Source organism: uncultured Draconibacterium sp. (assembly GCF_913060805.1).
In the GTDB taxonomy this organism is placed as follows: domain Bacteria; phylum Bacteroidota; class Bacteroidia; order Bacteroidales; family Prolixibacteraceae; genus Draconibacterium.
Genome location: NZ_CAJXTC010000005.1, coordinates 81,881 through 105,116, shown reverse-complemented (window position 1 = coordinate 105,116; position 23,236 = coordinate 81,881). Strand labels below are relative to the sequence as shown.

The 23,236-nt window shown below is 41.6% G+C and carries 21 protein-coding genes and 1 pseudogene; 11 read left to right on the top strand and 11 right to left on the bottom strand.

The window, feature by feature from the left end; translation table 11 throughout:
- The first annotated feature begins 9 nt into the window (after nucleotides 1-9).
- The 7 genes from QZ576_RS04635 to QZ576_RS04605 all read left to right on the top strand — a co-directional run bounded on the left by QZ576_RS04635 (nucleotide 10) and on the right by QZ576_RS04605 (nucleotide 5,598).
- Complete coding sequence (locus QZ576_RS04635) at nucleotides 10-1,095, top strand: sensor histidine kinase (protein WP_297094562.1); 1,086 nt, start codon at nucleotides 10-12, stop codon at nucleotides 1,093-1,095.
- Nucleotides 1,092-1,811, top strand: coding sequence for a LytTR family DNA-binding domain-containing protein (locus QZ576_RS04630; protein ID WP_297094560.1), 720 nt, complete (start codon nucleotides 1,092-1,094; stop codon nucleotides 1,809-1,811). The genes QZ576_RS04635 and QZ576_RS04630 overlap by 4 nt, the downstream gene beginning before the upstream one ends.
- Nucleotides 1,812-2,038: 227 nt before the next feature.
- Complete coding sequence (locus tag QZ576_RS04625) at nucleotides 2,039-2,914, top strand: polyphosphate polymerase domain-containing protein (protein WP_297094558.1); 876 nt, start codon at nucleotides 2,039-2,041, stop codon at nucleotides 2,912-2,914.
- On the top strand, nucleotides 2,859-3,524 hold the full coding sequence (locus QZ576_RS04620; protein ID WP_297094556.1) for a DUF4956 domain-containing protein: 666 nt from the start codon (nucleotides 2,859-2,861) through the stop codon (nucleotides 3,522-3,524). The genes QZ576_RS04625 and QZ576_RS04620 overlap by 56 nt, the downstream gene beginning before the upstream one ends.
- A gap of 1 nt (nucleotide 3,525) precedes the next feature.
- A complete protein-coding gene (locus QZ576_RS04615) occupies nucleotides 3,526-4,155 on the top strand; it encodes a DUF2490 domain-containing protein (RefSeq protein ID WP_297094554.1) in 630 nt (209 codons plus the stop codon).
- A gap of 147 nt (nucleotides 4,156-4,302) precedes the next feature.
- A complete protein-coding gene (locus QZ576_RS04610) occupies nucleotides 4,303-5,001 on the top strand; it encodes a hemerythrin domain-containing protein (protein ID WP_297094552.1) in 699 nt (232 codons plus the stop codon).
- Nucleotides 5,002-5,598 (top strand): response regulator transcription factor, encoded by a 597-nt coding sequence (locus QZ576_RS04605; RefSeq protein WP_297094550.1) that lies wholly within the window; start codon nucleotides 5,002-5,004, stop codon nucleotides 5,596-5,598. It begins immediately after the preceding gene.
- A gap of 8 nt (nucleotides 5,599-5,606) precedes the next feature.
- Here QZ576_RS04605 and QZ576_RS04600 read toward each other — a convergent pair whose 3' ends face one another.
- Together QZ576_RS04600 and QZ576_RS04595 are read right to left on the bottom strand one after the other, a co-directional pair.
- Nucleotides 5,607-5,822 (bottom strand): hypothetical protein, encoded by a 216-nt coding sequence (locus QZ576_RS04600; RefSeq protein ID WP_297094548.1) that lies wholly within the window; start codon nucleotides 5,820-5,822, stop codon nucleotides 5,607-5,609.
- Nucleotides 5,823-5,946: 124 nt separating this feature from the next.
- Entirely contained in the window at nucleotides 5,947-6,888 is a 942-nt protein-coding gene (locus QZ576_RS04595) for a cation diffusion facilitator family transporter (protein ID WP_297094546.1), read from the bottom strand.
- Between the two features lie 148 nt (nucleotides 6,889-7,036).
- Between QZ576_RS04595 and pflB the strand changes: the two genes are divergently transcribed.
- The 3 genes from pflB to QZ576_RS04580 all read left to right on the top strand — a co-directional run bounded on the left by pflB (nucleotide 7,037) and on the right by QZ576_RS04580 (nucleotide 10,934).
- Nucleotides 7,037-9,265 (top strand): formate C-acetyltransferase, encoded by a 2,229-nt coding sequence (gene pflB / locus QZ576_RS04590; protein ID WP_297094544.1) that lies wholly within the window; start codon nucleotides 7,037-7,039, stop codon nucleotides 9,263-9,265.
- Nucleotides 9,266-9,333: 68 nt separating this feature from the next.
- Nucleotides 9,334-10,083 (top strand): pyruvate formate-lyase-activating protein, encoded by a 750-nt coding sequence (gene pflA, locus QZ576_RS04585; protein ID WP_297094542.1) that lies wholly within the window; start codon nucleotides 9,334-9,336, stop codon nucleotides 10,081-10,083.
- A gap of 65 nt (nucleotides 10,084-10,148) precedes the next feature.
- Nucleotides 10,149-10,934, top strand: coding sequence for a formate/nitrite transporter family protein (locus QZ576_RS04580; RefSeq protein WP_297094540.1), 786 nt, complete (start codon nucleotides 10,149-10,151; stop codon nucleotides 10,932-10,934).
- 35 nt (nucleotides 10,935-10,969) lie between these two features.
- On the opposite strand, the pseudogene QZ576_RS22535 reads toward QZ576_RS04580, so the two are convergent.
- Nucleotides 10,970-11,317: pseudogene (locus QZ576_RS22535) on the bottom strand (DUF6686 family protein).
- Nucleotides 11,318-11,436: 119 nt separating this feature from the next.
- Nucleotides 11,437-12,378 carry a hydrogen peroxide-inducible genes activator gene (locus tag QZ576_RS04575; protein WP_297094537.1) on the bottom strand — a complete coding sequence of 314 codons (942 nt, stop codon included), beginning with the start codon at nucleotides 12,376-12,378 and terminating at the stop codon, nucleotides 11,437-11,439.
- Nucleotides 12,379-12,485: 107 nt separating this feature from the next.
- On the opposite strand from QZ576_RS04575, the gene QZ576_RS04570 reads away from it, so the two are divergent.
- Nucleotides 12,486-12,932: a Dps family protein gene (locus QZ576_RS04570; protein ID WP_297094535.1), complete on the top strand. Its 447-nt coding sequence runs from the start codon at nucleotides 12,486-12,488 to the stop codon at nucleotides 12,930-12,932.
- 67 nt (nucleotides 12,933-12,999) lie between these two features.
- Here QZ576_RS04570 and QZ576_RS04565 read toward each other — a convergent pair whose 3' ends face one another.
- The 7 genes from QZ576_RS04565 to QZ576_RS04535 all read right to left on the bottom strand — a co-directional run bounded on the left by QZ576_RS04565 (nucleotide 13,000) and on the right by QZ576_RS04535 (nucleotide 23,169).
- Nucleotides 13,000-14,325: a PQQ-binding-like beta-propeller repeat protein gene (locus QZ576_RS04565; protein ID WP_297094533.1), complete on the bottom strand. Its 1,326-nt coding sequence runs from the start codon at nucleotides 14,323-14,325 to the stop codon at nucleotides 13,000-13,002.
- 251 nt (nucleotides 14,326-14,576) lie between these two features.
- Nucleotides 14,577-15,869 (bottom strand): serine hydrolase, encoded by a 1,293-nt coding sequence (locus tag QZ576_RS04560; RefSeq protein WP_297094531.1) that lies wholly within the window; start codon nucleotides 15,867-15,869, stop codon nucleotides 14,577-14,579.
- Between the two features lie 192 nt (nucleotides 15,870-16,061).
- Nucleotides 16,062-17,120 (bottom strand): TAXI family TRAP transporter solute-binding subunit, encoded by a 1,059-nt coding sequence (locus tag QZ576_RS04555; protein ID WP_297094529.1) that lies wholly within the window; start codon nucleotides 17,118-17,120, stop codon nucleotides 16,062-16,064.
- Nucleotides 17,121-17,229: 109 nt separating this feature from the next.
- Nucleotides 17,230-18,909, bottom strand: a complete 1,680-nt coding sequence (locus tag QZ576_RS04550; protein ID WP_297094528.1) for a carboxylesterase family protein — start codon at nucleotides 18,907-18,909, stop codon at nucleotides 17,230-17,232.
- Between the two features lie 23 nt (nucleotides 18,910-18,932).
- Entirely contained in the window at nucleotides 18,933-20,111 is a 1,179-nt protein-coding gene (locus QZ576_RS04545; RefSeq protein WP_297094527.1) for an esterase, read from the bottom strand.
- A gap of 31 nt (nucleotides 20,112-20,142) precedes the next feature.
- The gene (locus tag QZ576_RS04540) at nucleotides 20,143-21,822 is read right to left on the bottom strand and encodes a carboxylesterase family protein (protein WP_297094525.1); all 1,680 of its coding nucleotides are present in this window, start codon (nucleotides 21,820-21,822) and stop codon (nucleotides 20,143-20,145) included.
- 222 nt (nucleotides 21,823-22,044) lie between these two features.
- Nucleotides 22,045-23,169, bottom strand: a complete 1,125-nt coding sequence (locus QZ576_RS04535) for an alpha/beta hydrolase-fold protein (RefSeq protein WP_297094523.1) — start codon at nucleotides 23,167-23,169, stop codon at nucleotides 22,045-22,047.
- Between the last annotated feature and the right edge of the window lie 67 nt (nucleotides 23,170-23,236).

Here is a 23,236-nt window from a genome sequence, read left to right as displayed (position 1 = left end):
CCACTAAGAATGAACAAACTTCGGGCAAAACGACACAGACTTCCAATTATAATGCACCTCTTGGTATGGCTGGTCTTAATTATTTTACCACAAATTATAATCAGCCGTTATTCAGGAAATAACAATTTTATTGCCTGGGGATTTTATGTGAATGCTTTTATAATCGGCGTAATTTTTTACATCAATTATTTCTGGCTGGTACCAAAGTTTTACATGAACAACAAAAAGGCATTGTTCTTTCTTCTTGCCGTGGTTGTGGTTATCTGCTTCTATTTTGTACTTGATTACTCCAACGAGATTTTTCATAGTCCGGATCGCGGAAGAAGAGTTGCAGAAGAAATCGAACGAGAAGCGCGCGAGCCACGGTTTCGACGCCCACCTTTTAAGCTGATGCAAATATATGGCTACACACTTCTCTCTGTCGTTATTGTTGGTTTTTCAATTGGATTGCGGGCCATTGAACAATACACGGCCAGCGAGAAACGTCAAAAGGAGCTGGAAAAAGAGAAACTAAATTCGGAACTCGCATTTTTGAAAAACCAGGTGAGTCCGCATTTCTTTTTTAATACGCTGAATAATATTTATTCAATGGTGGCCATTAATACCGACGATGCACAGGCCTCTATTCTGAAACTATCGAAATTGATGCGTTACCTTTTATACGAATCGGAGCACGGCGAAACAATACTTTCGGCCGAAGTTGAATTTATGCGGAATTACATTGATTTAATGCAACTTCGTGTTTCTCAAAAAGTAGATATTCAGATTGATTTACCTGACAACCAGAACGACCTTAAAATACCACCTTTACTGTTTATCCCGTTTATTGAAAATGCTTTTAAACACGGCATCAGCTACCGCGACAAATCGTTTATTAAGGTGGAAATGAAAACTGAGGCTGAAAAGGTATTTTTCATGTGCGAGAACAGCGTGGCCAAAGAAAAAGTAGAAAAACGCGATGAGAACCATTCGGGCATCGGACTTGAAAATGTAAAAAAGAGACTCAACTTGTTGTTTGCCGGAAAATATGATCTGAACATCGAATCGACACCGGAAATATTTAGCGTAAAACTTGAAATTGATACTGCCAAATGATACGAACCATTGCCATCGACGACGAACCTCTTGCACTTCAGTTGGTAACTTCATATGTGAATAAAACTCCAATTTTAGAGTTAGCAGGTGCTTTTGATAACCCGATCGATGCCATGGAATTTCTGGACCAGAATGAGGTAGATCTAATTTTTCTGGATATTGAAATGCCCGATTTAAACGGGCTTGAATTCACGCGAATTCTGACCAACAAACCCAAAATAATTTTTACAACAGCCTACGAGAAATATGCACTGCAGGGTTTTAAACTCGATGCCATCGATTACCTGTTAAAACCATTCAGCTACGAAGAGTTTTACAAAGCCACCGAAAAAGCAAAAAAACAGATCGGTTACGAACGTGCCGAGAAAAAAGGCGACGAAGTGGATTCGAACCACGAATTTCTGTTCCTGAAATCAGAATACAAAATCCGCCGCATCAATTTTAATGATATTATTTACATTGAAGGATTAAAAGACTACGTAAAGGTTTTTCTGAAAGACGAGCCAAAACCGATTATGTCGTTAAGTTCGTTAAAAGCGCTTGAAGCCAAACTTCCTGAAGAGAAATTTATGCGCGTTCACCGTTCGTTTATCGTAAACCTCGAAAAAATCGATACCATCGAACGCAGCCGAATTGTTTTTGGCAAAGTTTACATTCCGGTTAGCGAGCAGTACAAAGAAGTTTTCAACAATTTTGTAAAGAACAATTTCCTTTAGCAGGTTTCTACTAAATCATTGAAACACCTCTTTCTTTATTGTAAATAGGCGCATTCGCACCTTTTGTAATCACAATTTTGGTTGTGCGGTAGAATTGCTACACATAATCAACATTTCGTAATAATCATACACATGTTTTATAAGAATGCAAACAATAGTTATAGAACAAAGTCTACTTGATTTCTATTTTGCCACTCTTATTACGAATATAAACACTGCCTTTATTTATGTCACAAATTTCATCTGTATTAGAACAATTTGATTCGATTTCACTAAGTCAGATGGATGAAGTGGCGCTTCTCAACCGCTTTGATTTAAAATATCAACTCGACGAAGACAACCTTATTCAGGTGTTAAATGCCATTAAAAACGACTATTATATTTTAGAAATAAAACAATCCAGAACACATAATTACAACACCATTTATTACGATACGCGCGAAGATGAATTGTACAAAAAACATCATAACGGCAAACTAAACCGCATAAAAATAAGGAAGCGTATTTATGCCGACCAGGATCTTGCATTTCTGGAAATAAAGCACAAAAACAACAAAAGCAAGACCAGGAAACTTCGGATGATCGCAGAAAATAACGGCGCTGGTTTTACGGGAAAAGAATTGGAGTTTTTATCGGAGAATACCGATTTTGGGTTCCGCCTCTCGAAACAAACGTTGCCCGTAAAAAATACCAATTCGTTCGAGCGTATCACATTGGTGAACAAAGACCTTTCGGAGCGATGCACCATCGACCGCAAGCTGGTTTCTTATTCCAGCAACAAAAAAGTGGCAATGAGAAACATGGCCGTTATTGAACTAAAACAAAGCAGTTTAAACGAAAAAACGGTACTGGCGCAACAGCTCGAAAAATGTGAAATAAAACAAACCGGATTTAGTAAATATTGCATTGGACGCGCATTTCTGGAGCCCCGGTTAAAACAAAACCTTTTTAAGGAAAAATTGATCTGGCTAAAAAAACAGTTTAACGGCCAAATTGCAATTTCACCTGTAAACAACTCAACATCAACATTTAACCAAGACAAAAAACATGGATCAGATTCAAGATACAATCATAAACGAACCGCTAAAATGGCTGGGTATTAACGTCATTAATCCGGATGACTTTACCCGCTTAATTGCCACTTTTTTACTTAACCTGCTGGTTATTTTTATTGTAGTAAATTATATCTACTCGAAAAACAGCAACCGTAAAGACTTCTACTTCAGCTACTTCTCGATAAGCATTACCATTTTTGTACTTTGCTCGCTGCTCGAAAGCGTAAAACTGGAATTAGGTTTTGCCTTTGGTTTGTTTGCCATTTTTGGTATTATACGTTACCGCACCGACCCCATCCCCATTAAAGAAATGACCTACCTTTTCGTTATCATCGGAATTTCGGTAATCAACGCGCTATCCAATCAAAAAGTAAGTCATTTTGAGCTACTTTTTACCAACGCGGCAATAATTCTTACCATGTGGGTTTTGGAGAAAATTCTGCTGTTAAAACAGGAAATCTGTCTGGTTATCAATTACGAAAACATCGAGAACATTAACATTAAACGGAAAGAGGAATTGTATGCCGATATTCAGGAGCGCACCGGGATAAAAGTAAAACGCATTGAAATTGAAGAGATTAACTATTTGCGCGATGTGGCACGAATTAAGGTTTACCACGATATAAACGATAATAACGGCGAGAATAACACTTTTTAAAATGAGAAAATTACTTCTACTAATTGCAATCGTATTTGCATGTCAACAAGCTTACTCGCAACGCACGTGGTTTGATGCCGAACTTACCGGCGAAATTGTAAAAGACCTGGAATTTTCCGTATCGCCAAACGTTCGTTTTAAAGAAAATTTTGAGATGAAAGAGTACTTTCTGCAATCGGGGCTGGAATACAAATTCTGCAAATATTTTTCGTTGGGTGCGGGTTATCGTTTTGGCTACAACATTAATGGCGACGATGAGCACGAATCGTTCGGGCGTTTTCATGTGGATGCAAAAACCGGCATAAAATGGAACAATTTCACGCCAAAATTCAGGTTACGTTTTACCAATTCCGACGATTTTTCGGAAGACAACGAAATCACCAATTACCTCCGTTACCGTTTCGAGCTGGAGTATAAAATTAAAAAGCTCGACCTGGAACCGTACGTCTTAACCGAATTGTATCACGATCTGGATGCCAAAGATTTTAGCAAGTCGCGCTACGAGGGAGGCCTTGAGTATAAAGTGAACAAACACCATAAAATTGGGGCCTACTTCCGCGTAAACCACTACCTGAACAGCGACAAAAGCAACCGGAATATTGTTGGCCTTTCGTACAAATTCAGCCTGTAAAAAACGCCACCGGCGGAATAAATACCTGCTTCGTACCCCGATTACAATCTTTTGTATGTAAAGATTATAAACGCTTTATGATCGAAAAGCGTCTTATTTTGATTCCTTCTAAATAAAATTTATAATTTTGCCCTCAAATTATTATCCATGGGATCAAAGCAGGAACAAGTTCAGAAAACCATAAAAATGTCGAAACTGCTTTTCAGCCACCCGCAGTTAATTCTTGTGCTGGAGCGGTTTGGAATAAAGTTGGGCGTTCGCGAAAAAACAATTGAGGAGATTTGCCTTGAAAATAATATCAGCCCCAAGGTATTTTTAATGGTCGCCAATCTTAACATCGACAGTTCGTATCACCAGGATTTGGATTTTAGTGCTCAGGAAATAAAACAGATCGTAAATTACCTGATGAAATCGCACGCTTATTATTCGGCAGAGGTTTTTCCGGAAATCATCCAGAACATTCACCTGATGAGCGAATTCAGCCAAAAGCCCGAAATGCAGTTGGTTGAGCGTTTTTTCAATGGTTACAAACACGAAGTAGACCAGCATTTTGATTACGAGAACCACACCGTTTTCCCGTACATTTTAAACCTGATTGATGCCAACGCTGCCGAAAATTATTCGGTGATCGATTACCGCGAGCATCACGACGATATTCAGGAAAAACTCGACGATGTAAAAAAACTGCTCATCGAGCATCTTCCGCAAAAAGCAGACAATAACCTGAGGCGTAAGATATTATTTGCGCTGTTCGATTTGGATGCGGATCTGCAAACGCATTCGAAAATCGAGAATGAGATTTTAATTCCGCAGGTGGAACAATTTGAAAAACAAGGCCTCGTATAATTGGGAACGCGCTGTAAAATACTGATCATCGAACCTTCGGTAATTATTCGCGAAGGAATTGCTGCCATTTTGCAACAAATGAAAGACGGCGTTGAACTGTCGTTTGCCGACACGCTTGAAGAGGCCTTGAAGTTTGGGCAATCCGAGCTTTTCAAGATTGTAATCATTAACCCGGTTACGCTAAACAACTCGAAAAAGAACCTGAACAACCTGCTCACACTTTATAATAAAACCAATGTTGTTGGGCTAATTTCGAATCATTATGATCGAAATCTTTCAGATAATTTTGCCGATAATATTTTTGTTACCGACAGGCACGAAACCATTACACAGATCATCTCGAAACACTTTAATACCACGCCTGCCGCAACCAACGACATCGATAATACTTTGAGCGAACGAGAAATTGATGTATTGAAACTGCTGGCCTCCGGAAAATCGAATAAGGAAATTGCTGAAGAACTTTTTATCAGTATCCACACGGTTATTTCGCACCGCAAAAACATCAGTAACAAAATTGGTGTGAAATCGACAGCCGCGCTTGTTATTTATGCCGTGGCCAACGGTTTAATCGATGTTGATAGCTTTACCGAATAGCAGCCACATTATTTTCCAAGTTTTAAAATAAGAAACAGTAAAGGCGCCACGATCATTAAGGTCATTAAGGCCTTGCTAATGTATTTTCCTTTTTCTTTTCGGAATAAAACCCAGCCGATCAATCCGGCGATGATGAGATAAAATGAAAAGTCGATAAAAACCGACGACACCAGTTCATTTTGCGATGAGCTAACGGTGAGTGATGAAATAAATGAAAAAATCATACGCTTGTCATTTAAAATTACCAGTGTAAAATTCCGTGTTTTTTACCGGGCTGACAATCGCGTAAAATGATGATTTTATTTCAGGGTACTCCCATGAAAAGGGGAATTCAGACAATTCGGTCTCTTAATGCGCAAGCAGTTCGGAATTGTTGTCGCAACAATCGTAACCGGCCTGCAACGTTATGTGCTCGATGCCAAATTTATCGTGAAGCAGTTTTTCGGCTTTCGCACGAACTCCCATCAATTCCAACATGCTAATATTGGCTTCCATGTTTATATGCGCCTCCAAATGAATTTGTGTATCATCCAGTTTCCAAACATGAATGTGATGAATATTATCGATCTCCGGAATCTTCTCCACTTCTTCTTTTATTGCGTTAAGGTCGATATCATCTGGTGTCGATTGCATTAAAATATCAACAGTTTCTTTTACAACTCCCCAGGTATGGTAAATAATGTACATACCTACCAAAACAGTAATCAGCGGATCGATCCAGAAAACCTCGAATTTCCAAATGGCAATACCACCAATAATCACGGCTACCGACGAAAATGTATCACCCAGTAAATGCAGGTAAGCAGCACGCACATTCAGGTTGTGGTTTTTATCTTTATTCAGCACAAAAACCGAAATCAGATTGGCCAGCAAACCAAATGTTGCCACAATAAACATGATCTTTCCTTTAATGGGCTCAGGATTTACAAAACGTTCGTAGGCCTCAAAAAACAGGTACAAACAAATCCCGATCAGCACCACTCCGTTAAAAAGGGCAGCCAGAATTTCAACACGTTTATAGCCAAAGGTCTTTTGTTCATCCGAAGGTTTGCGGCTTCGTTTACCCGCCAAAAATGCGATAAAAATTGCCGACGAATCGCCGAGGTTATGCAGTGCATCAGACAGTAACGACAAACTATTCGAAATAATTCCACCGATAATCTGCACAATGGTAATGGAAAGATTCAGAACCGTTACCCACAGTAATTTCTTCCCTCGTATTTCGTGATGATGATGGTGATGATGCCCATGATCGTGATGATGCCCATGATCGTGATGATGATCTGCCATTATTCTTCAGTTTTCAATTAATACAAATATCTGCATTTATAGTTTAATAAAAATCCCCATAAATAGGGATTTAAAGAATTGTTATTTAGAACTACTTTTGCAAACAAATTGGTTTAGTAAGAGTTTATTTAGAAAAAGGTAAAAGTTTATGGATTTAGAAAACACTTTCAAAACAGGACGATGGTGCAAAGCCATTGAAGTGAAAGATTTTGTGACTTTAAATATCACCCCGTACACCGGCGATCACAAATTTCTGGAAGGCCCGACAGCGCGCACCAGCAAATTATGGGACCTTTGTAAAGAGGCCCTGAAAGAAGAGCGCCAGAACAACGGTTTACGCGATGTTGATGTAAATATCGTTTCGGGAATGACGGCTTTCGAGGCCGGGTTCATCGACAAGGAAAACGAAGTGATTGTTGGCTTACAAACCGACAAGTTACTAAAACGTGCCATGAAACCTTACGGAGGTTACAATGTGGTAAAAAAAGCTTTATCGGAACACGGTTTAAAACCCAATCCGGTTGTTCACGAGAGTTTTAGTAAGTACACCAAAACCCACAACGATGGTGTTTTTGATGCTTACACCGATGAGATCCGGAAATTCCGCTCGCTGGGATTTCTTACCGGATTACCCGATAATTATGCCCGTGGACGAATTATTGGCGACTACCGCCGTGTAGCTTTGTATGGTATCAACCGTCTGATTGAAGGTAAAAAAGAAGACCTGCAAAAAATCACCGGTCCGATGAGTGATGCTACCATTCGTTTGCGCGAAGAAGTTTCGGAGCAGATCCGTGCTTTGAGCGACATGATTGAAATGGGAACCATTTACGGTCTTGACCTTTCGCGCCCGGCACAAAATGCCCGCGAAGCGGTTCAATGGACTTACATGGCCTACCTTGCAGCGGTTAAAGAACAAGATGGTGCTGCCATGTCGTTGGGAAGTGTTTCTTCGTTCCTCGATATTTTTATTGAAAAAGATATTCAGGATGGAAAAATTACTGAAACCGACGCTCAGGAATACATCGACCAGTTTGTTATGAAACTACGAATGGTTCGCCACCTGCGTATGGAGGCTTACGACCAGATCTTCGCCGGCGATCCAACATGGGTAACCGAAAGTATTGGTGGTCTTTTGATCGACGGACGCAGCAAAGTAACCAAAACTTCGTTCCGTTTCCTGAATACACTATACAATTTAGGGCCTTCGCCAGAGCCAAATATTACCATTCTTTGGTCGAAAAACCTGCCAAAAGGTTTTAAAGATTATTGCGCGAAAGTATCTATCGAAACCTCATCAATTCAGTACGAAAATGATGATTTGATGCGTACCAGCTCAAATTGCGACGACTATGGAATTGCATGTTGTGTATCGATGCAGGAGTTGGGTAAACACATCCAGTTTTTTGGTGCACGTACCAACCTGGCAAAAACACTGCTTTTGGCTATTAACAGCGGTCGATGCGAAAATACAGGAACACAAATGGTGGATGGAATTCCCTTCATTGAAGAGGAATACCTGGATTACGACAAAGTAATTGACAACTTTAAAATAGCCATGAAAGAAGTGGCGCGTGTATACAACGAAGCGATGAACATCATCCACTTTATGCACGACAAATATTACTACGAAAAAGCTCAAATGGCGCTTATCGATACCAATCCAAAAATTAATATCGCATACGGTATTGCAGGATTATCGATTGTTGCCGACTCGCTTTCGGCCATTAAACACGCCAAAGTAAAACCAATTCGTGATGAAAATGGCCTGACCGTTGATTTCCAGATCGAAGGCGATTTTCCAAAATATGGAAACGACGACGACCGTGTTGACCACATTGCGCGCGATGTGGTGGAGCATTTTAATATGGAGCTGGAAAAACTTCCGGTGTACAAAAATGCCATGCCAACTATGTCGGTGTTAACCATTACTTCGAATGTGGTTTACGGAAAGAAAACTGGAGCTACTCCCGACGGGCGAGCCAAAGGAGTTGCTTTCGCACCGGGCGCCAACCCGATGCACGGACGTGATACACACGGTGTAATTGCGTCGTTGAATTCGGTGGCTAAAATCGATTATAAAGACTCGAAAGACGGTATTTCAAATACACTTTCGGTAGTTCCAAAATCGTTGGGTGCAACACCTGAAATGCGAATTGAAAACTTGGTTCGCACACTCGACGGATATTTCGGTTGCAACGCACAGCACTTAAATGTAAATGTGCTCGACCGCGACACGCTTCTTCATGCTATGGAGCATCCTGAAGATCACCCGCAGTTAACAATTCGGGTATCGGGATACGCCGTAAATTTTGTTCGTTTAACACGCGAACAGCAGCAGGAAGTGCTTACGCGATCCTTCCACGAAACAATGTAATCATACATTATACTACTTTTGCATGCCGGTCGGTCTAAACTGGCTGGCATGCTTTTTTGTTAAACAATATGTCTCCAACTGAAAATAAATTAATCGTCCATTCCATCGAATCATTTGGCACACACGATGGTCCCGGAATTCGTTTGGTCGTGTTTTTACAGGGCTGCAACCTGCAGTGTAAATACTGTCAGAATGCAGATACCATTGCTTTAAAAGGCGGAACACCAACCGACATTGAGAGCCTGGTAAAACGCGCCGGAAATATGAAAACATATTTTGGTGATGATGGCGGAGTTACAGTTTCAGGTGGAGAACCGATGTTGCAAAGTAAAGCACTGATTCCCTTTTTTGAAGCTTTGAAAGAAGAAGGTATTCATACAAATATTGATACTAACGGGTTGATTCGAACACCAGAAGCACAACATTTAATTTCGGCATTATCCGACCTGGTGATGTTCGACGTAAAGGCAACCACAGAAGAGGGTTTCAAGTCGATTACAGGAGCAAAAGGACTTGATCGTTTGTTGGAGAATATTCAACTTCGCGAGCAAAATCAAAAACCGTATTGGCTGCGTTATGTGCTGGTACCGGGTTACACAGATAGCGATGAATCGTTAACGTGGTTGATCGAAACTTTCTCAGAAAATAGCTACCTCGAAAAGTTTGAAATACTCCCCTACCACAAACTGGGAACTTACAAATGGGAATCATTGGGAATGGACTACCAGTTTAAGGACGTAAAGGAAAACACTCCCGAACAGATCGACCGTGCTTTTGAAATGCTGAAACCGCATTTTAAAGACATAATTGTGAAGTAAATAGCTTCGAGTTGCAAGTATCTAGTATCAAACATCAAGTATCTAGTATCACAAAAAGAATAACAATGAGTTTATATTCACCAAAAGAAATAATTAACGAAGCCGGGAAGCTGGCCATTGCAAAAGACAGTTACTCCGCAAAAAAGATATTGACACTGGCATTTTTGGCCGGCGCCTACATTGCTTTTGGTGGTTTGCTGGCCATTTTGGTTGGCGGAGGTGTTCCGGGAATTGGCGCTGAAAATCCCGGCATCCCGAAGTTTCTTATGGGTGCCATGTTCCCCGTTGGACTGATGATTGTAGTTATGGCCGGAGCAGAACTTTTTACCGGTAACAGTGCCTATTTTATGCCCAATGTACTGGGAGGCAAACAACGCTGGACTGCTCCGCTTCGTAACTGGTCGTTGGTTTATGTGGGCAACTTTGTTGGTGCTGTGTTTGTTGCCTATTTTTTAGTTCACCTCACGCATTTGGTAAACGCTGAGCCTTGGATAAATACAGTTGAAAAGATTGCGGTGGGGAAAACTTCCAATCCTTTTTTCACCACATTTTTAAAAGGTATTGGTGCCAACTGGCTGGTTTGTTTAGCGCTTTGGATGGGCATGTCGGCACAACACACCAGCGGAAAGATTTTAGGTATCTGGTGGCCGGTTATGGCATTTGTTACCATGGGTTTTGAGCACAGTATTGCCAACATGTTCTTTATTCCGCTGGCCATTTTCGAAGGAGCTGATATTAGCTGGGCAACCTTTGTGGTTAAAAACCTGATTCCGGCAACACTTGGAAATATTGTTGGAGGTGGCTTTTTTGTTGGCACCTTATACTGGTATGCCTATGCAAAAGAGAAATAGTAACATCAAAGCTTCTCGCTAGGTCCGTATTCAAACTAGTTTAAATGCGAGGTAAATTCCAGACCTCCCGCTTTTATCGTTTGCTGAAAATAAGCGTTGTCTTTCTTAAAATTTAGAAGGCTTCTCAGTTCGTTCAATTCCTTTGCATCCAACAAAGCATTTAAGATCTGGCTGCCAACCGGAATAATAATTTTTCGCTTAAAATTTGATGTTTTGTTTCGCAATGTCCACTCTTCGCCATCCAGATTTTGAATATAATCGGCAAATTTCCGGAAGTCTTGTTATTTAAAATTGAAGTTCAGATTCTTGTACTCAACATGCACGGCATCGCATTTTGCGCATTTAAAAATCTTTCCATTTTGGGTTTCTATAAGTATTTCCATTTTCTGAGCTTTTTTTGATACAACACAAAGTAAGCCCGTTGCGAAATACAAATCAATCCCAATAAGTGGTGATTTAAAAGTAGTGATACCCTCACTTTGAGTGAGAGTATCACTACAATTTATAAGAGCGTATCCACAATTCCCTTTTCGGGTTGTTTAAGCATGCGGGCCGGAATACTGCTTTTTATGACCTTCTGCAAAGCATCAACCTGACGCTCTTTGGCAAATCGTTTGGCAGTTATCAGGCTAATCTCGCGAACCGGTTCATTCGGCACAATTTCTTTTATCAGCTCTTCCTGCTCGGCCGGAATATTAATGGTAGCCAACTCGGGAATAAAAGTCAGGCCACTTTTGTACTCCACAATACGCCTTAATGATTCAATAGAATTACTGTGATACACCAGCCGTTGTTTGTTCTTCTTTTGCGGATTTAGCTGACAGATGGAATTCACCTGGTTCTGAAAACAATTCCCCTCTTCAAGATACCAGATTTCACCCTCTTCAATTGATTTGATATCGATGGAATCCTGTTCGAACAAACGGTGATCTTCGGAGAGATAGGCATAAAAACGTTCGTAGAAAAGTGGCGTTATAGTAATATTTGTAGCGGAAACCGGAGTGGAAATAATGCCGCAATCAATATCACCCATTTTTATTTCATCAATGATCTCCTCGGTTTTTAGCTCGTATATTTCCAGCTGCAAAGCCGGATAATCCTTACCCAACTGATGAATAAAAAGCGGAACGAGATAAGGTGCGAGGGTTGGTATTATCCCTACTTTCAGATTACCACTCACTTCTTCGCTAATGTTGACCGAAATCTGTTTCAACGCTTCGATCTGCTTTAAAATTTCCAGCGATTTTTCGTAAAACACCTTTCCTTCATCCGTGAATTGAAAGGGTCGTTTGGTACGGTCGATTAATTTAAACTCCAGCTCTTCCTCCAGTTTCTGTATTTGCAGACTTAATGCGGGCTGCGTAACTCCCAGCCTGTCGGCAGCCAGAGAAAACGAACCACATACATAAATTTCTTTCAGATACTCCAGTTGTGCAATATTCATAGCATAAGTATTACTAATAATGCTATAAATATAATAAATACCACTAATAGTATCTTTGAAGTGTTGAAACAAAAGAGAAATAATTAAAACTTTAAAAATTAGATATTATGAAAGCAAAAAATCAAATTACAGTAGAGAAATTGAATCAGTTATTAGCAGATTACCAAATTCATTATCAAAACCTGCGCGGTTTGCACTGGAACATTAAAGGCCAGTTATTCTTTGCATTACACGCCCGTTTCGAAGAGTATTACAACCAGGCAGCCGAAGTTGTAGACGAAATTGCAGAGCGTATTTTAATGTTGGGTGGTCAGCCGTTACATACTTTCGAAGACTACACAAAAACTGCACAACTGGGTGTAGTAGCCAATGTTTCGGAGGCTAAACCGGCTGTTGAAAGTGTATTGGAAAGCCAGCGTTATTTCCTGAAAAGCTTTAACGAAATTCTTGAAGTTGCAGGAGAAAACAACGATGAAGGCACAGCCGCAATGATGAGCGACTGGATCGGACATACTGAAAAAGAAATTTGGATGCTGGAATCATTCCTGGCATAAAAATCAAAAATGAATTAACAAAAAAGCCTCGCAAAATTGCGAGGCTTTTTTCGTTTTTGTGTGCAGACTATTTACCTACACAATATATTTTCTTCACTCCTTTAAAGATATAAGCATCCGAAGTTGGCGCAACTGATGCCCAGAATTTATCATCCAGCGAATTTTCGCTTAACAGTTCAAACTCTTTTCCTGTTTTTAGGATACGCGTTACGCCGCGCTCATCGTAAAAATACAACTGATCGTTGTAAATCCACGGCGATGCCCAGCACGCGCCAACTTTGCTCATCTTTTCCTGGTAATACAGCTCGCCGGTTGCAGCATCAACACAGCTTACCAAACCTCCTCGGCTGGCAACAACGTAAATCAGGCCGTTGTATAATACCGGTGACGAATTTGTTAGACCGGTGTTCGGATTACTCCAAACTACCCACTCGTTCGATGTCTCGCCCTCGGCTAAAGAAATGTCACCGTTGGCACCGGCTTTAACTGCAAATAACGATGTTGATTCGCCAGGACCTGCTGCAGTTCCCAAATAAATGTATTCAGCATCAAATACAGGAGAAGGAACTCCATAATTTCCTCCGGCTTTTAACTGCCAGATCAAATCTCCTGTTTCCGGATTATAGGAACGAATTGTTAATCCCATCACGATCAACTCGTCACCATTTACATTTTTCCAGATAACAGGAGTAGAGTAGTTCGTTTTTTCATCGCGGTTAACCTTCCATTTTTCATCACCCGTCGCAGCATCCAGTGCAAACAAAAATGAATTCTCTTCATTATCCACCTGAACGTATAAATTTCCATTGTAAACCAGCGGCGATGATCCGGTTCCCCAGCCGTTAAGCATTGGGTATGCGCCAAGGTCTTTTTCCCAAATCAGGTTTCCGGCCAGATCGTAACAATATACACCAACCATACCATAATAGGCGTAAACATATTTTCCATCGGTTACAGGTGTTTCACAGGCATAGGTACTTCCAACATGTTTGTTAATTCGAGGATTGCCTTCAAAAGAAACCTGTTTCCATAGTTCTTTCCCGGTTTTCGCATCAAGGCACGAGAGTTGCCAGCGATAAACAGCGGTTTCAAAACTTTTGTCTTCCTCCGCCAGTTGATCTCCCTGTTGCTCGGTTTCTTCTTTTGGCTCCGGCTTTTCAGCTTCCTTCACCAATACCGATGATGTGATAAAAATTTTATCGCCCAGTACAATTGGCGACGACCATCCCTCACCTTCCAAATTGGCTGTCCACCTGATGTTTAAACTATCATTCCACTCGCTTGGTAAATCCTTTGCCTGGATGACCATATTTGAGTTAGGACCAAATAATTGTGGCCACTCATTGGTAGAACAGGCCGACAGGATAAATAGTAATACAAATAAAGGAGACATACTCCTTAAAATTTTGAACATTTGTTTCATAAGGAACTGAATTACAGTTAATTTCGGTTGTTTTGTTTTTAAAAGTACTATTTTAATTGAACAATAAATACAACTTAAGAAGTATTAACACCCATTTAACAGGTAACAAATTTGAATCTTCTTTGCACATTCCTTCGAATAATAAAAAAAGCAGTAAAAAGACCTCAATCAAGATCAACTTACTGCTTCTTCAATTAATATTTTCAGCCTTGTTTTAAGCTCTAGTCATCGATGGTTTGAAACACCATCTGGCGGAATTTCCAACCGGTAACATCGTTAACCGGACCTTGTGTTTGTTTCATGATTATACCGATCACGTTTTCCTCAGGATCGGCAAAATACTGGGTATTAAAATAACCACCCCAATTGAAAGTTCCCTCACTTCCTAAACCACCTTTAATCTGACCTTTTTCTGTTACCAGCTCAAAGGCCAAACCAAATTTGGTATCCGAATCTCCGTGAATTTCTCCAATCTGATTCGATAAAATTACATCAACCGTTTTGCGGCTCAACAGGCGAACTCCGTTGTATTCTCCGCCGTTCAGGTACATTTGCAGAAAAATGGCATAGTCTTTTGCTGTGCTCGACAAACCGGCGCCTCCCGAGAAAAATGTTTTGGCTCCTTTTATCGGGTAGTCGGTATCGTAAAAAGTTACAGGGTATTTTTCCCAGCCGCCATTTACAGGATGTTGAACCTCAACCACACGATCGATATTTTTTGCAGGTTGGTAAAACCAGGTATCCTCCATTCCCAGCGGATCGAAAATATGTGTTTTCAGGTATTGATCAAACGGCATTCCCGAAACGATCTCGATGAAATAACCCAACACATCCAATCCTTCGCTGTAGGTAAACTGTGTTCCAGGTTCATGATGCAGCGGCATTTTAGCCAGCCTTTTCACACTCTCTTCAATGGTAATATTTTTGGTTGTGAACAGGTCGGTAACTCCGGCTTTTTTGTACAATAGCTGAAAACGCTCGTCTCCATCAATTGCACCATAACCAATGCCTGAAGTATGCGACAACAGGTTACGAATAGTAATTTCATTTTTTACAGGCACTCCTGTCCAGGTAGTATCGCTGTATCTGAAATTTGTAAGAACCTGCTGACCTTTAAACTCAGGAATATATTTTGAAATGGGATCATCCAACTGAAACTTACCTTCTTCCCACAGCATCATTACCGCTGTTGAAGTAATCGCTTTTGATTGTGATGCAATTCTAAAAATAGCATCTCGCTCCATTTTGTCGCCGGCTTCGTTGGCTACTCCGTAGGCTTTCCAATGCACGATTTTTCCGTTTCTTGCGACCAGCGACACAATTCCCGGAAGATTTCCTTTGGCAACTTCTTCTTCGCACATTTTATCGATGCGTGCCAATCGTTCAGAAGAAATGCCGGCACTTGCGGGTGCCATCTCCTCTAACTTATGCGATTTTTTGATTGAACTGGTCTGAGCATTGGTTACGCCCAAAACAAAAATACATAGCGAAAAAAGCAGTATTAACTTCTTCATTTGGTTTGATTTATACGTTTATGTTTTTGATTCCTTTCAACTCACCAAAACAAGCGTTTTGATTAAATTAAGCCCAAAGATAAAAATTAGATCAACCAAACGGAATAACTTATTGTAATAAAAACAAAAAGAAGCCGAAGCTTCTTTCTATAAATAATGATATATGGTAAAATTTTAAATCCCTCTTATATTCTATTTTATGTAGCCAACTTCGCGGTAATAGCGTTCGGCACCGGGATGCAAGGGAACGCCGAAATTACTCCAAACCGTGTTGGAATCGTAGGAATAAATCCGGATAAACCATTTTAATCCTCCCCGGTTTTTATCAATTGCTTTTGCAATGTCGTAAGCAGCCTGCTCGGGTGTATCGTCGCGGGCAAAAAATGCCTCACCCGATCGTCCCAATGTTTTGATTCTGCGGTTGAGTCCGCGAAGAAAACCATTCTGCACAACAACAGGTTCAGCGTCCACATTTTGTTCGGCAATTCTATCCAGACAATCTTTAGGAAGTTCCATAAAATGCAAATCGAATTTTTCACTCAGCGCAGTCCAGTACGACGATTCGATGTTATTACTCGGCGTAGCTAAAAAGCCGGCAATTATATCAAACTCGCCTTTTAACGCTTCGTCGTACGACACCCGTCTTTTGCCTCCCCAACCTTCAATTTCGTCCGAAGTAATTCCGTAATAATCCAGAATTGTCGCCATACTTCCGTCAGTATCAAAAATACGCACCGGCAGTCCTTCTTCACGAACCTGTTCCAGACTTTCTATTCCGCTCTCCTTTTTTGTAGCGATCAGAAAATAAAACGGATCTTCCACTTTGGCAATCAGTCGCAGATTTTTATACGGCCCGCCACCAAAAAAACTCTCTTTGTAAGCGTTGGCCAAAAAAGCACTCGACGTAATTCCAAAATCAACTTTTGCATTGATACGGTAAATAGTGCCGTCTTCTAAATTCGCCTCATCAAGTGGTGGCGGATAGCTGGCCTCGGAAACCAATCGCGGGCCATGCATACGGTTGCAGTTGCGACAAATAATTACCGAATATCCCATTGGCTCCATCGCCTGCTGAACAAAATCGGCCAGTTCGCCCCACGGACAACTGGCTTCACAAGCACCTGCAACTACGGGCCTTTTAACATCCCAACCGGTTTTTCCAACATCGATTGTTTCCTGTGCACTGATTTCGGAAAATCCGGGAAATAGAAAAAGTACGAGGATAAGTTTCAAGCAAACTCTTGGTGGCATAGCAGTTTATTTTTTGGTTCTTTTCAGGTTTTAAAGTGCAGTAATTTTATAGAGCAAAAGGAAACAAAGTTCCCTTCTGCTCTAATTTCTATCCTGTTATAATTTAGCTTTACAGTAATTGTCGTGCTTCTCGGTCGGGATCATTTTTCGCTTCGCAAACGTCGTTTAAAATCATTACCTCGCCATTTTCGGCCGAGAATTGTGGCCATTCAGGTAAGGTTTCGCAATTCGGATTACCGGTTTTCATAAATGACAGTAATGCATCCGACATTTTTTCGGAAAGCTTACGCGGACGGGCGCCGCCTCCGGTGTGCGTCAGCATTAAGTCAGTATTGTAAAACCAGAAACAGATATCGGAACAGTGGAAAGCCCGCATTCGTCCGTTAAACATTGGTGGTTCCCAACCAAACCAGGCCACATAAACTGGTGCCGGCTGATTGATTTTAGCGGTGGCTGTTTCAACCACACTTTTACGGTTACTTCCTGCCAAAGTGAGGATTTCAATGGGTTTAGCATCTGGAAAAACTTTTGCATAAGCATCATAAATTTCAGCGGCTTTATCTCCAAAACCGCCTCTGATACCGGCTCTGTCCTTCATCATTTCCTTGGCTCCCTCTTCAGTAATTGCTTCCAATTCAGGATTGGTGCGCGACATTCCCCACTCGTGGAAAGTTGTCGACAACATCATCGGCACATCGGATGAAATGCCGCCGGACTCAGAATAAAAAGTACCTTTTGGAATATTCACACCATCAGCAACCGGGGCAAAACCCATACGCATCAATCCGCTTCCGCCTTGCTCTTCACGCATTTTCTGACTGGCTTTGTTTGCAATTAAAATGTATTCTTTCCAGGGGATTTCCTGTAGTTTATCAATTTCTGAAGGTTTTAAACCTGCTTCGTTCAGCACATACTCGCCCAGTTTTTGTGCATAAGCCTGATCCATAGCCTGAGTTGTAGAACCGCTTAAAGGAACAGCTTTATGAACTAATCCTTTTGCAGCCGGCATGGCAGCCACTGTGCAAACTTTGGCACCGCCACCTGATTGCCCCATGATTGTAACATTATCAGGATCGCCACCAAAATTGGCAATATTCTCGTTCACCCACTCCAAGGCAGCAACCATATCGAGCGCTCCAACGTTGCCGGAATCTTTGTATTTTTCTCCACCAACACCCGACAGATCAGAAAAGCCGATCGGCCCCAAGCGGTGATTAATAGAAACAAATACCACATCTCCTTTGCGGCTCAGGTTCTCGCCCATATAACCGTCTTGCTCAATACCATTTCCATTGGTAAAACCGCCACCATGCAGCCAAACCAAAACCGGACGTTTATTGCTATCGATGGCAGGTGTCCATACATTCAACTTCAAACAATCTTCGCTTACATCGTCGTAATTCCAATGATCAACAAACGAAGAATAGGCATTAGCATAACGGCCATCCATTAACTGCGGAGCTGTATTTCCCCACCAAACTGCAGGCTTAATATCGCTCCATGGTTCAGGTTTTTGAGGTGGCATAAAGCGGTTTTTGCCACTGGTGTCGGCACCATAAGGAATGCCTCTGAACTGCGTAATTCCACGCAGGATAAATCCTTTCACTTTACCGTAAGCAGTATCTGCAATGGCAATATCGTCGCCAATAAAAAGTATTTGCTCGTCATCTTCAGCTGCTGCCGATTCTGCCGGAGCGGCACATGAAGCAAGAGGAAGTGTTGTAGCCAATCCAAATCCGGCTGCTCCGGCTCCCATCGTTTGAAAAAAGTCTCTTCGATTAGTTTTCATTGTTATAAGTTTTAAAGTTTAGTTTATTTGAATAATAAGGGCGCCATTTCTTTTAAACAAACACGCCACGTGTCCCAGGTGTGACCGCCAACTTTGTCGAAATAGGTGTATTCCATATTCAGTTCATCCAGCTCATTTAGCAACCTTTCAGCGTTATCATACGCCATGTCGGTTTCGCCACAACCCACCCAGTACAATTTGTAACCGGCCTCTTTTATTGGCGTTAATTCTGCTTTTGCATCGCGACCGGGAGTAAATCCCATACTCAAAACACCAATATAATCGAATAATTCGGGATTTCGGGCAGTGGTATAAAGCGTGTAAATTCCACCCATTGAAAGACCGACAAGTGCACGTCCTTCTTTTTTGGCAATTACACTATAATGCGATTCCACATAAGGAATGATATCTTCAACCAGGCTTTTGGTATATACGCCACCGGAATGAAATTCATCCGATTCCATATCCATGCTGAACAAGTCAGTTGAACCTTCAATTGGATCCAAAACATCCGGCGAAGCCAGTTGGTTAGGAGTTGCATTTGGCATAACCACAATCATAGGTTCTGCTTTGCCCTGGGCAATCAAATTATCCATAATTTGTGAAGCTCTGCCCAAAGAAGACCATGCATCCTCATCGCCGCCGCCACCGTGTTGCAGATACAATACCGGGTATTTTTTGTTGGTTTCACCATAGCCGTATGGGGTGTACACATACATTCGGCATTCGGCACCGTAGGCAGCAGAAGGATACCATACTTTCGACAGCGTTCCTTTGTGCTCTTTGGCTTCCAGAAATACATTACTTTTCTCGCCCGGCACAATCAGGTAATTGCTCATATTCCGCCCGTTGCGAATTACCTTCAGGTTATTCGGATCAAGCATCTGAATGCCATCAACAGAAACGGTATACGTGTAAAAATCGGGCACTACATCTTTGGCGGTATATTCCCAAACACCGTCTTCGCCTTCCTTCATTTCCACCGGCATTGTTCTCGGCATTCGTCCCATTGGTGTTTCAACCACCTGAACCGGTAAAAAAGCACCGTTCAGTTCCACTTTTATAGCTTTTGGGGCACGAATACGGATGGTAATATTATTGCCATCAATCTCCGGTGACACCAATCGTGGAGGTCCACCGAACTGAGCAAAAAGACTTGTTGTAAAAATCAGTGTGATTATTGTAAGAACTGTTTTTTTCATATTTCAATTTTTAAGATTTATCAATTTAGATTTAAGACATGGCCTCTCTGGCTTCCCTGTCCGGATCGTTTTTCACTTCGCAAACATCATTCAGAACCATTACTTCACCCTTTTCAGAGGTGTATTTCGGCCATTCGGGTAAACCGCCACCATTCGGGTCTCCGGTTTTCATAAATTGAATCAGTGATCCTGATAATTTTTCAGCAAGTGCACGCGGACGTTTTCCTCCTCCGGTGTGCGTGTACATCACATCGGTGTTATCGAACCAAAAACAAATATCGAGGCAGTGGAAAGCCCGCATCCGGTTGTTAAACAACGGTGGTTGCCATCCGAACCACGCCATATAAACAGGTGCTTTTTGTTTCACTTTCGAGTCGGCCAACGCAACATTTCCCTTTCGGCTTGCACTTACCAAGGCCCAAATTTCAACCGGGCGTTTATCTGGAAATGCTTTTGCATACGCCTTAACAACTTCCTCTGCTTTGTCGCCCAAACCGGCTTCAAAACCTGCCCGCACTTTTAGCTGTTCAATCACCTCTTCGAGCGTGATATTTTCCAGCTCCGGATTTGTTCTGCTTGGCGACATTTCTTCGGTAGTAGAACTGAAAATCATTGGGATATCTTCAATTAGCGGAGTAGCTTCCGGGAAATAAGGTTCTGCCGGAATAACATCAGTTCCTACCACAGGTACAAAGCCTCCCATACCAATTTCTTCACCGGTTTCCTGTGCGAATTTTGCAGCAGCACGATTAGCCAGCGCATAATATTCCTTCCAGGGCATTTCCTGCAGTTTGGTTATTTCGTTCTTTGTTAATCCTGCTTCTTTCAGAATGTATTCACCCACTTTTTCGGTGGTATCTTTTTCGCCCCACAAGCGAATGAAACCGCTTAAAACAACTGCTTTGTGGAATAAACCTTTTGCTTTTGGAGTTCCGGTAATGGCTTTAACTTTTCCGCCACCACCCGACTGTCCCATGATGGTTACATTGCCGGGGTCACCTCCAAAGTTTTCGATATTGTCACGTACCCATTCCAACGCAGCAACCAAATCGAGAATACCAACGTTACCAGAATCAGCAAATTTATCTCCGCCCACTCCGGCCAGATTTGAAAATCCCATCGGGCCTAATCTATGATTCAACGAAACAAATACGATATCGCCTTTTCGACTAATGTTCTCGCCATTGTAGCCATCTTGCTCAATACCGTTTCCGGCAGTAAAACCACCTCCATGAAACCAAACCAAAACAGGCCGTTTTTTCCCATCTGCAATTCCCGGTGTAAACACATTCAAACGCAGGCAGTCTTCGCTGATATCGTCGTAATTCCAGTGATCGACAAAGGCCGAATAGGAATTGGAATATTGCCCTTCGATATTTTGAGGGGTAGAATTTCCCCACCAAACTGCAGGAAAAACATCATCCCACGGCTCCGGCTTTTGCGGAGGCATAAAACGATTCTTCCCCGATGTTGGCGCACCGTATGGAATACCCAGAAAATAATTAATACCACGCAGAATGTATCCTTTAACTTTTCCGTACTCCGTATCGGCAAGTGCAATATCGTCGCCAACAAAAAGGACCTGCTCATCATTTTCAGCAGCTTGTTCTGAAGGAGTTGACATCGCTGTTTTTGGGAAAGATGAAGAGATGCCAATCCCGGCAGCTCCCGCTCCTAATGTCTGGAAAAAATTTCTTCGGTTCGTTTTCATATCCTGGTTTATTTTAGGTTTTAAAAATTTTGCAGTACTACGTTTATTGATCTGCTATCTATATGACGGAAAACGCTCTTCGACTGAAAGGATTTTGATAAATTTTGACTTCTATTAATTTACAAAATTCTTCAAAATCCGGGCTACTATAACTTTTAACCATCACCGCCCTGAAGGACGGTGTTAAGCATATTCCCTTTGCTTCAAAGTCGAACTAAACAACTATTTAAACAGCATCTGTGCGAAATTCCGTAGCGAATGCTTCCACACTTTCCACTCGTGTGTTCCTTCAAAAGTTTCGTAAGTCACTTTTAGGTTGTTTTCCTTAAAGGTATCAACTACTTTTTGAGTGTACTCAACGCGCGGATCCTGTTCTCCACACGACAAGTAGAATAAATCCAATTCTTTATTGAAATCTGCTGATTTTGTCAGAATACCCGGGTTTCGTTCTTCAGGGTCGAAATTCACACCGGGAATTCCTCCAAAAATTCCTGAGCTAAAAGAGCCTATCCAATCAAATTTATCCACATTTGCCAAACCGATATAATACGATTGTCCGCCTCCCATCGAAAGGCCTGCAATCGCCCGGTGTTTCGGGTCGGTATAAACTGAATATTCTTTTTCAATCAGCGGAAGCACATCGTTAAACAACTCATCGGCCATTATTTGCACACCTTCTTCACCATAAGCTCCGCCTTCGGTTTGCTTTTCTACGTTGCCATTGGTCATTACCACAACCATGGGCACAATTTTATTCTGTGCCAACAAATTATCCATAATATTGGCCGCATCGCCCACCACGTACCAGGCAGTTTCGTTATCGCCACCACCATGACGCAGATTTAACACCGGATACTTTTTATTCGGATTGTAGCCGGGAGGTGTGTACACATACAATTCCCTGTTTATGTCCTGCGCAGTAGAAAAATATTTATGAATGTGAATAGTGCCGTGTGGAACAGCCTGCAGTTCATAAAAACGAGCCGGATTTCCGGGCACAGTAAGCAAACTCCACGACGGCGCCTGGCCGATTTGCATTGCCGGGTTTGCAGGATCGAGCACTTTTAATCCGTCAACCGAAAAAGCGTAGGTATAACCTTCCGGTTCAAGCGGCCCAACAGTAACACTCCAAACGCCTTCAGCATCCTTTTCCATCGGGTAATTCTGCATCTGAATGTTCACCGAAACTTCCTTTGCATCGGGTGCTTTAATCGAAAAAGAAACGCTGCTATCATCGTTTACCACCGGTGATTTGATTCGCGGCCCGAATTGGGCAAAAACATTCAAAGTGATCAGCAGGATGAACCCCAAACTAAAAAATCGAAGCAAGTATTTTTTTATGGTCATTTTATTGGTTTTAAGTATTGTTAGTTCGTGAAAAACAAAAAAAGCACACCACGAATGATGTACTTTT

Excerpts from the sequence above, each read along its gene's own strand:
- QZ576_RS04560 (WP_297094531.1), bottom strand. The coding sequence starts at position 15,869 with ATGAAGAAGTTAATACTGCTTTTTTCGCTATGTATTTTTGTTTTGGGC.
- QZ576_RS04610 (WP_297094552.1), top strand. The coding sequence starts at position 4,303 with ATGGGATCAAAGCAGGAACAAGTTCAGAAAACCATAAAAATGTCGAAA.
- QZ576_RS04565 (WP_297094533.1), bottom strand. The coding sequence starts at position 14,325 with ATGTCTCCTTTATTTGTATTACTATTTATCCTGTCGGCCTGTTCTACC.
- pflB (WP_297094544.1), top strand. The coding sequence starts at position 7,037 with ATGGATTTAGAAAACACTTTCAAAACAGGACGATGGTGCAAAGCCATT.
- QZ576_RS04600 (WP_297094548.1), bottom strand. The coding sequence starts at position 5,822 with ATGATTTTTTCATTTATTTCATCACTCACCGTTAGCTCATCGCAAAAT.
- QZ576_RS04535 (WP_297094523.1), bottom strand. The coding sequence starts at position 23,169 with ATGACCATAAAAAAATACTTGCTTCGATTTTTTAGTTTGGGGTTCATC.
- QZ576_RS04620 (WP_297094556.1), top strand. The coding sequence starts at position 2,859 with ATGGATCAGATTCAAGATACAATCATAAACGAACCGCTAAAATGGCTG.
- QZ576_RS04540 (WP_297094525.1), bottom strand. The coding sequence starts at position 21,822 with ATGAAAACGAACCGAAGAAATTTTTTCCAGACATTAGGAGCGGGAGCT.
- QZ576_RS04595 (WP_297094546.1), bottom strand. The coding sequence starts at position 6,888 with ATGGCAGATCATCATCACGATCATGGGCATCATCACGATCATGGGCAT.
- QZ576_RS04550 (WP_297094528.1), bottom strand. The coding sequence starts at position 18,909 with ATGAAAACTAATCGAAGAGACTTTTTTCAAACGATGGGAGCCGGAGCA.
- QZ576_RS04545 (WP_297094527.1), bottom strand. The coding sequence starts at position 20,111 with ATGAAAAAAACAGTTCTTACAATAATCACACTGATTTTTACAACAAGT.
- QZ576_RS04630 (WP_297094560.1), top strand. The coding sequence starts at position 1,092 with ATGATACGAACCATTGCCATCGACGACGAACCTCTTGCACTTCAGTTG.
- pflA (WP_297094542.1), top strand. The coding sequence starts at position 9,334 with ATGTCTCCAACTGAAAATAAATTAATCGTCCATTCCATCGAATCATTT.
- QZ576_RS04635 (WP_297094562.1), top strand. The coding sequence starts at position 10 with ATGAACAAACTTCGGGCAAAACGACACAGACTTCCAATTATAATGCAC.
- QZ576_RS04625 (WP_297094558.1), top strand. The coding sequence starts at position 2,039 with ATGTCACAAATTTCATCTGTATTAGAACAATTTGATTCGATTTCACTA.
- QZ576_RS04580 (WP_297094540.1), top strand. The coding sequence starts at position 10,149 with ATGAGTTTATATTCACCAAAAGAAATAATTAACGAAGCCGGGAAGCTG.
- QZ576_RS04615 (WP_297094554.1), top strand. The coding sequence starts at position 3,526 with ATGAGAAAATTACTTCTACTAATTGCAATCGTATTTGCATGTCAACAA.
- QZ576_RS04555 (WP_297094529.1), bottom strand. The coding sequence starts at position 17,120 with ATGCCACCAAGAGTTTGCTTGAAACTTATCCTCGTACTTTTTCTATTT.
- QZ576_RS04575 (WP_297094537.1), bottom strand. The coding sequence starts at position 12,378 with ATGAATATTGCACAACTGGAGTATCTGAAAGAAATTTATGTATGTGGT.
- QZ576_RS04570 (WP_297094535.1), top strand. The coding sequence starts at position 12,486 with ATGAAAGCAAAAAATCAAATTACAGTAGAGAAATTGAATCAGTTATTA.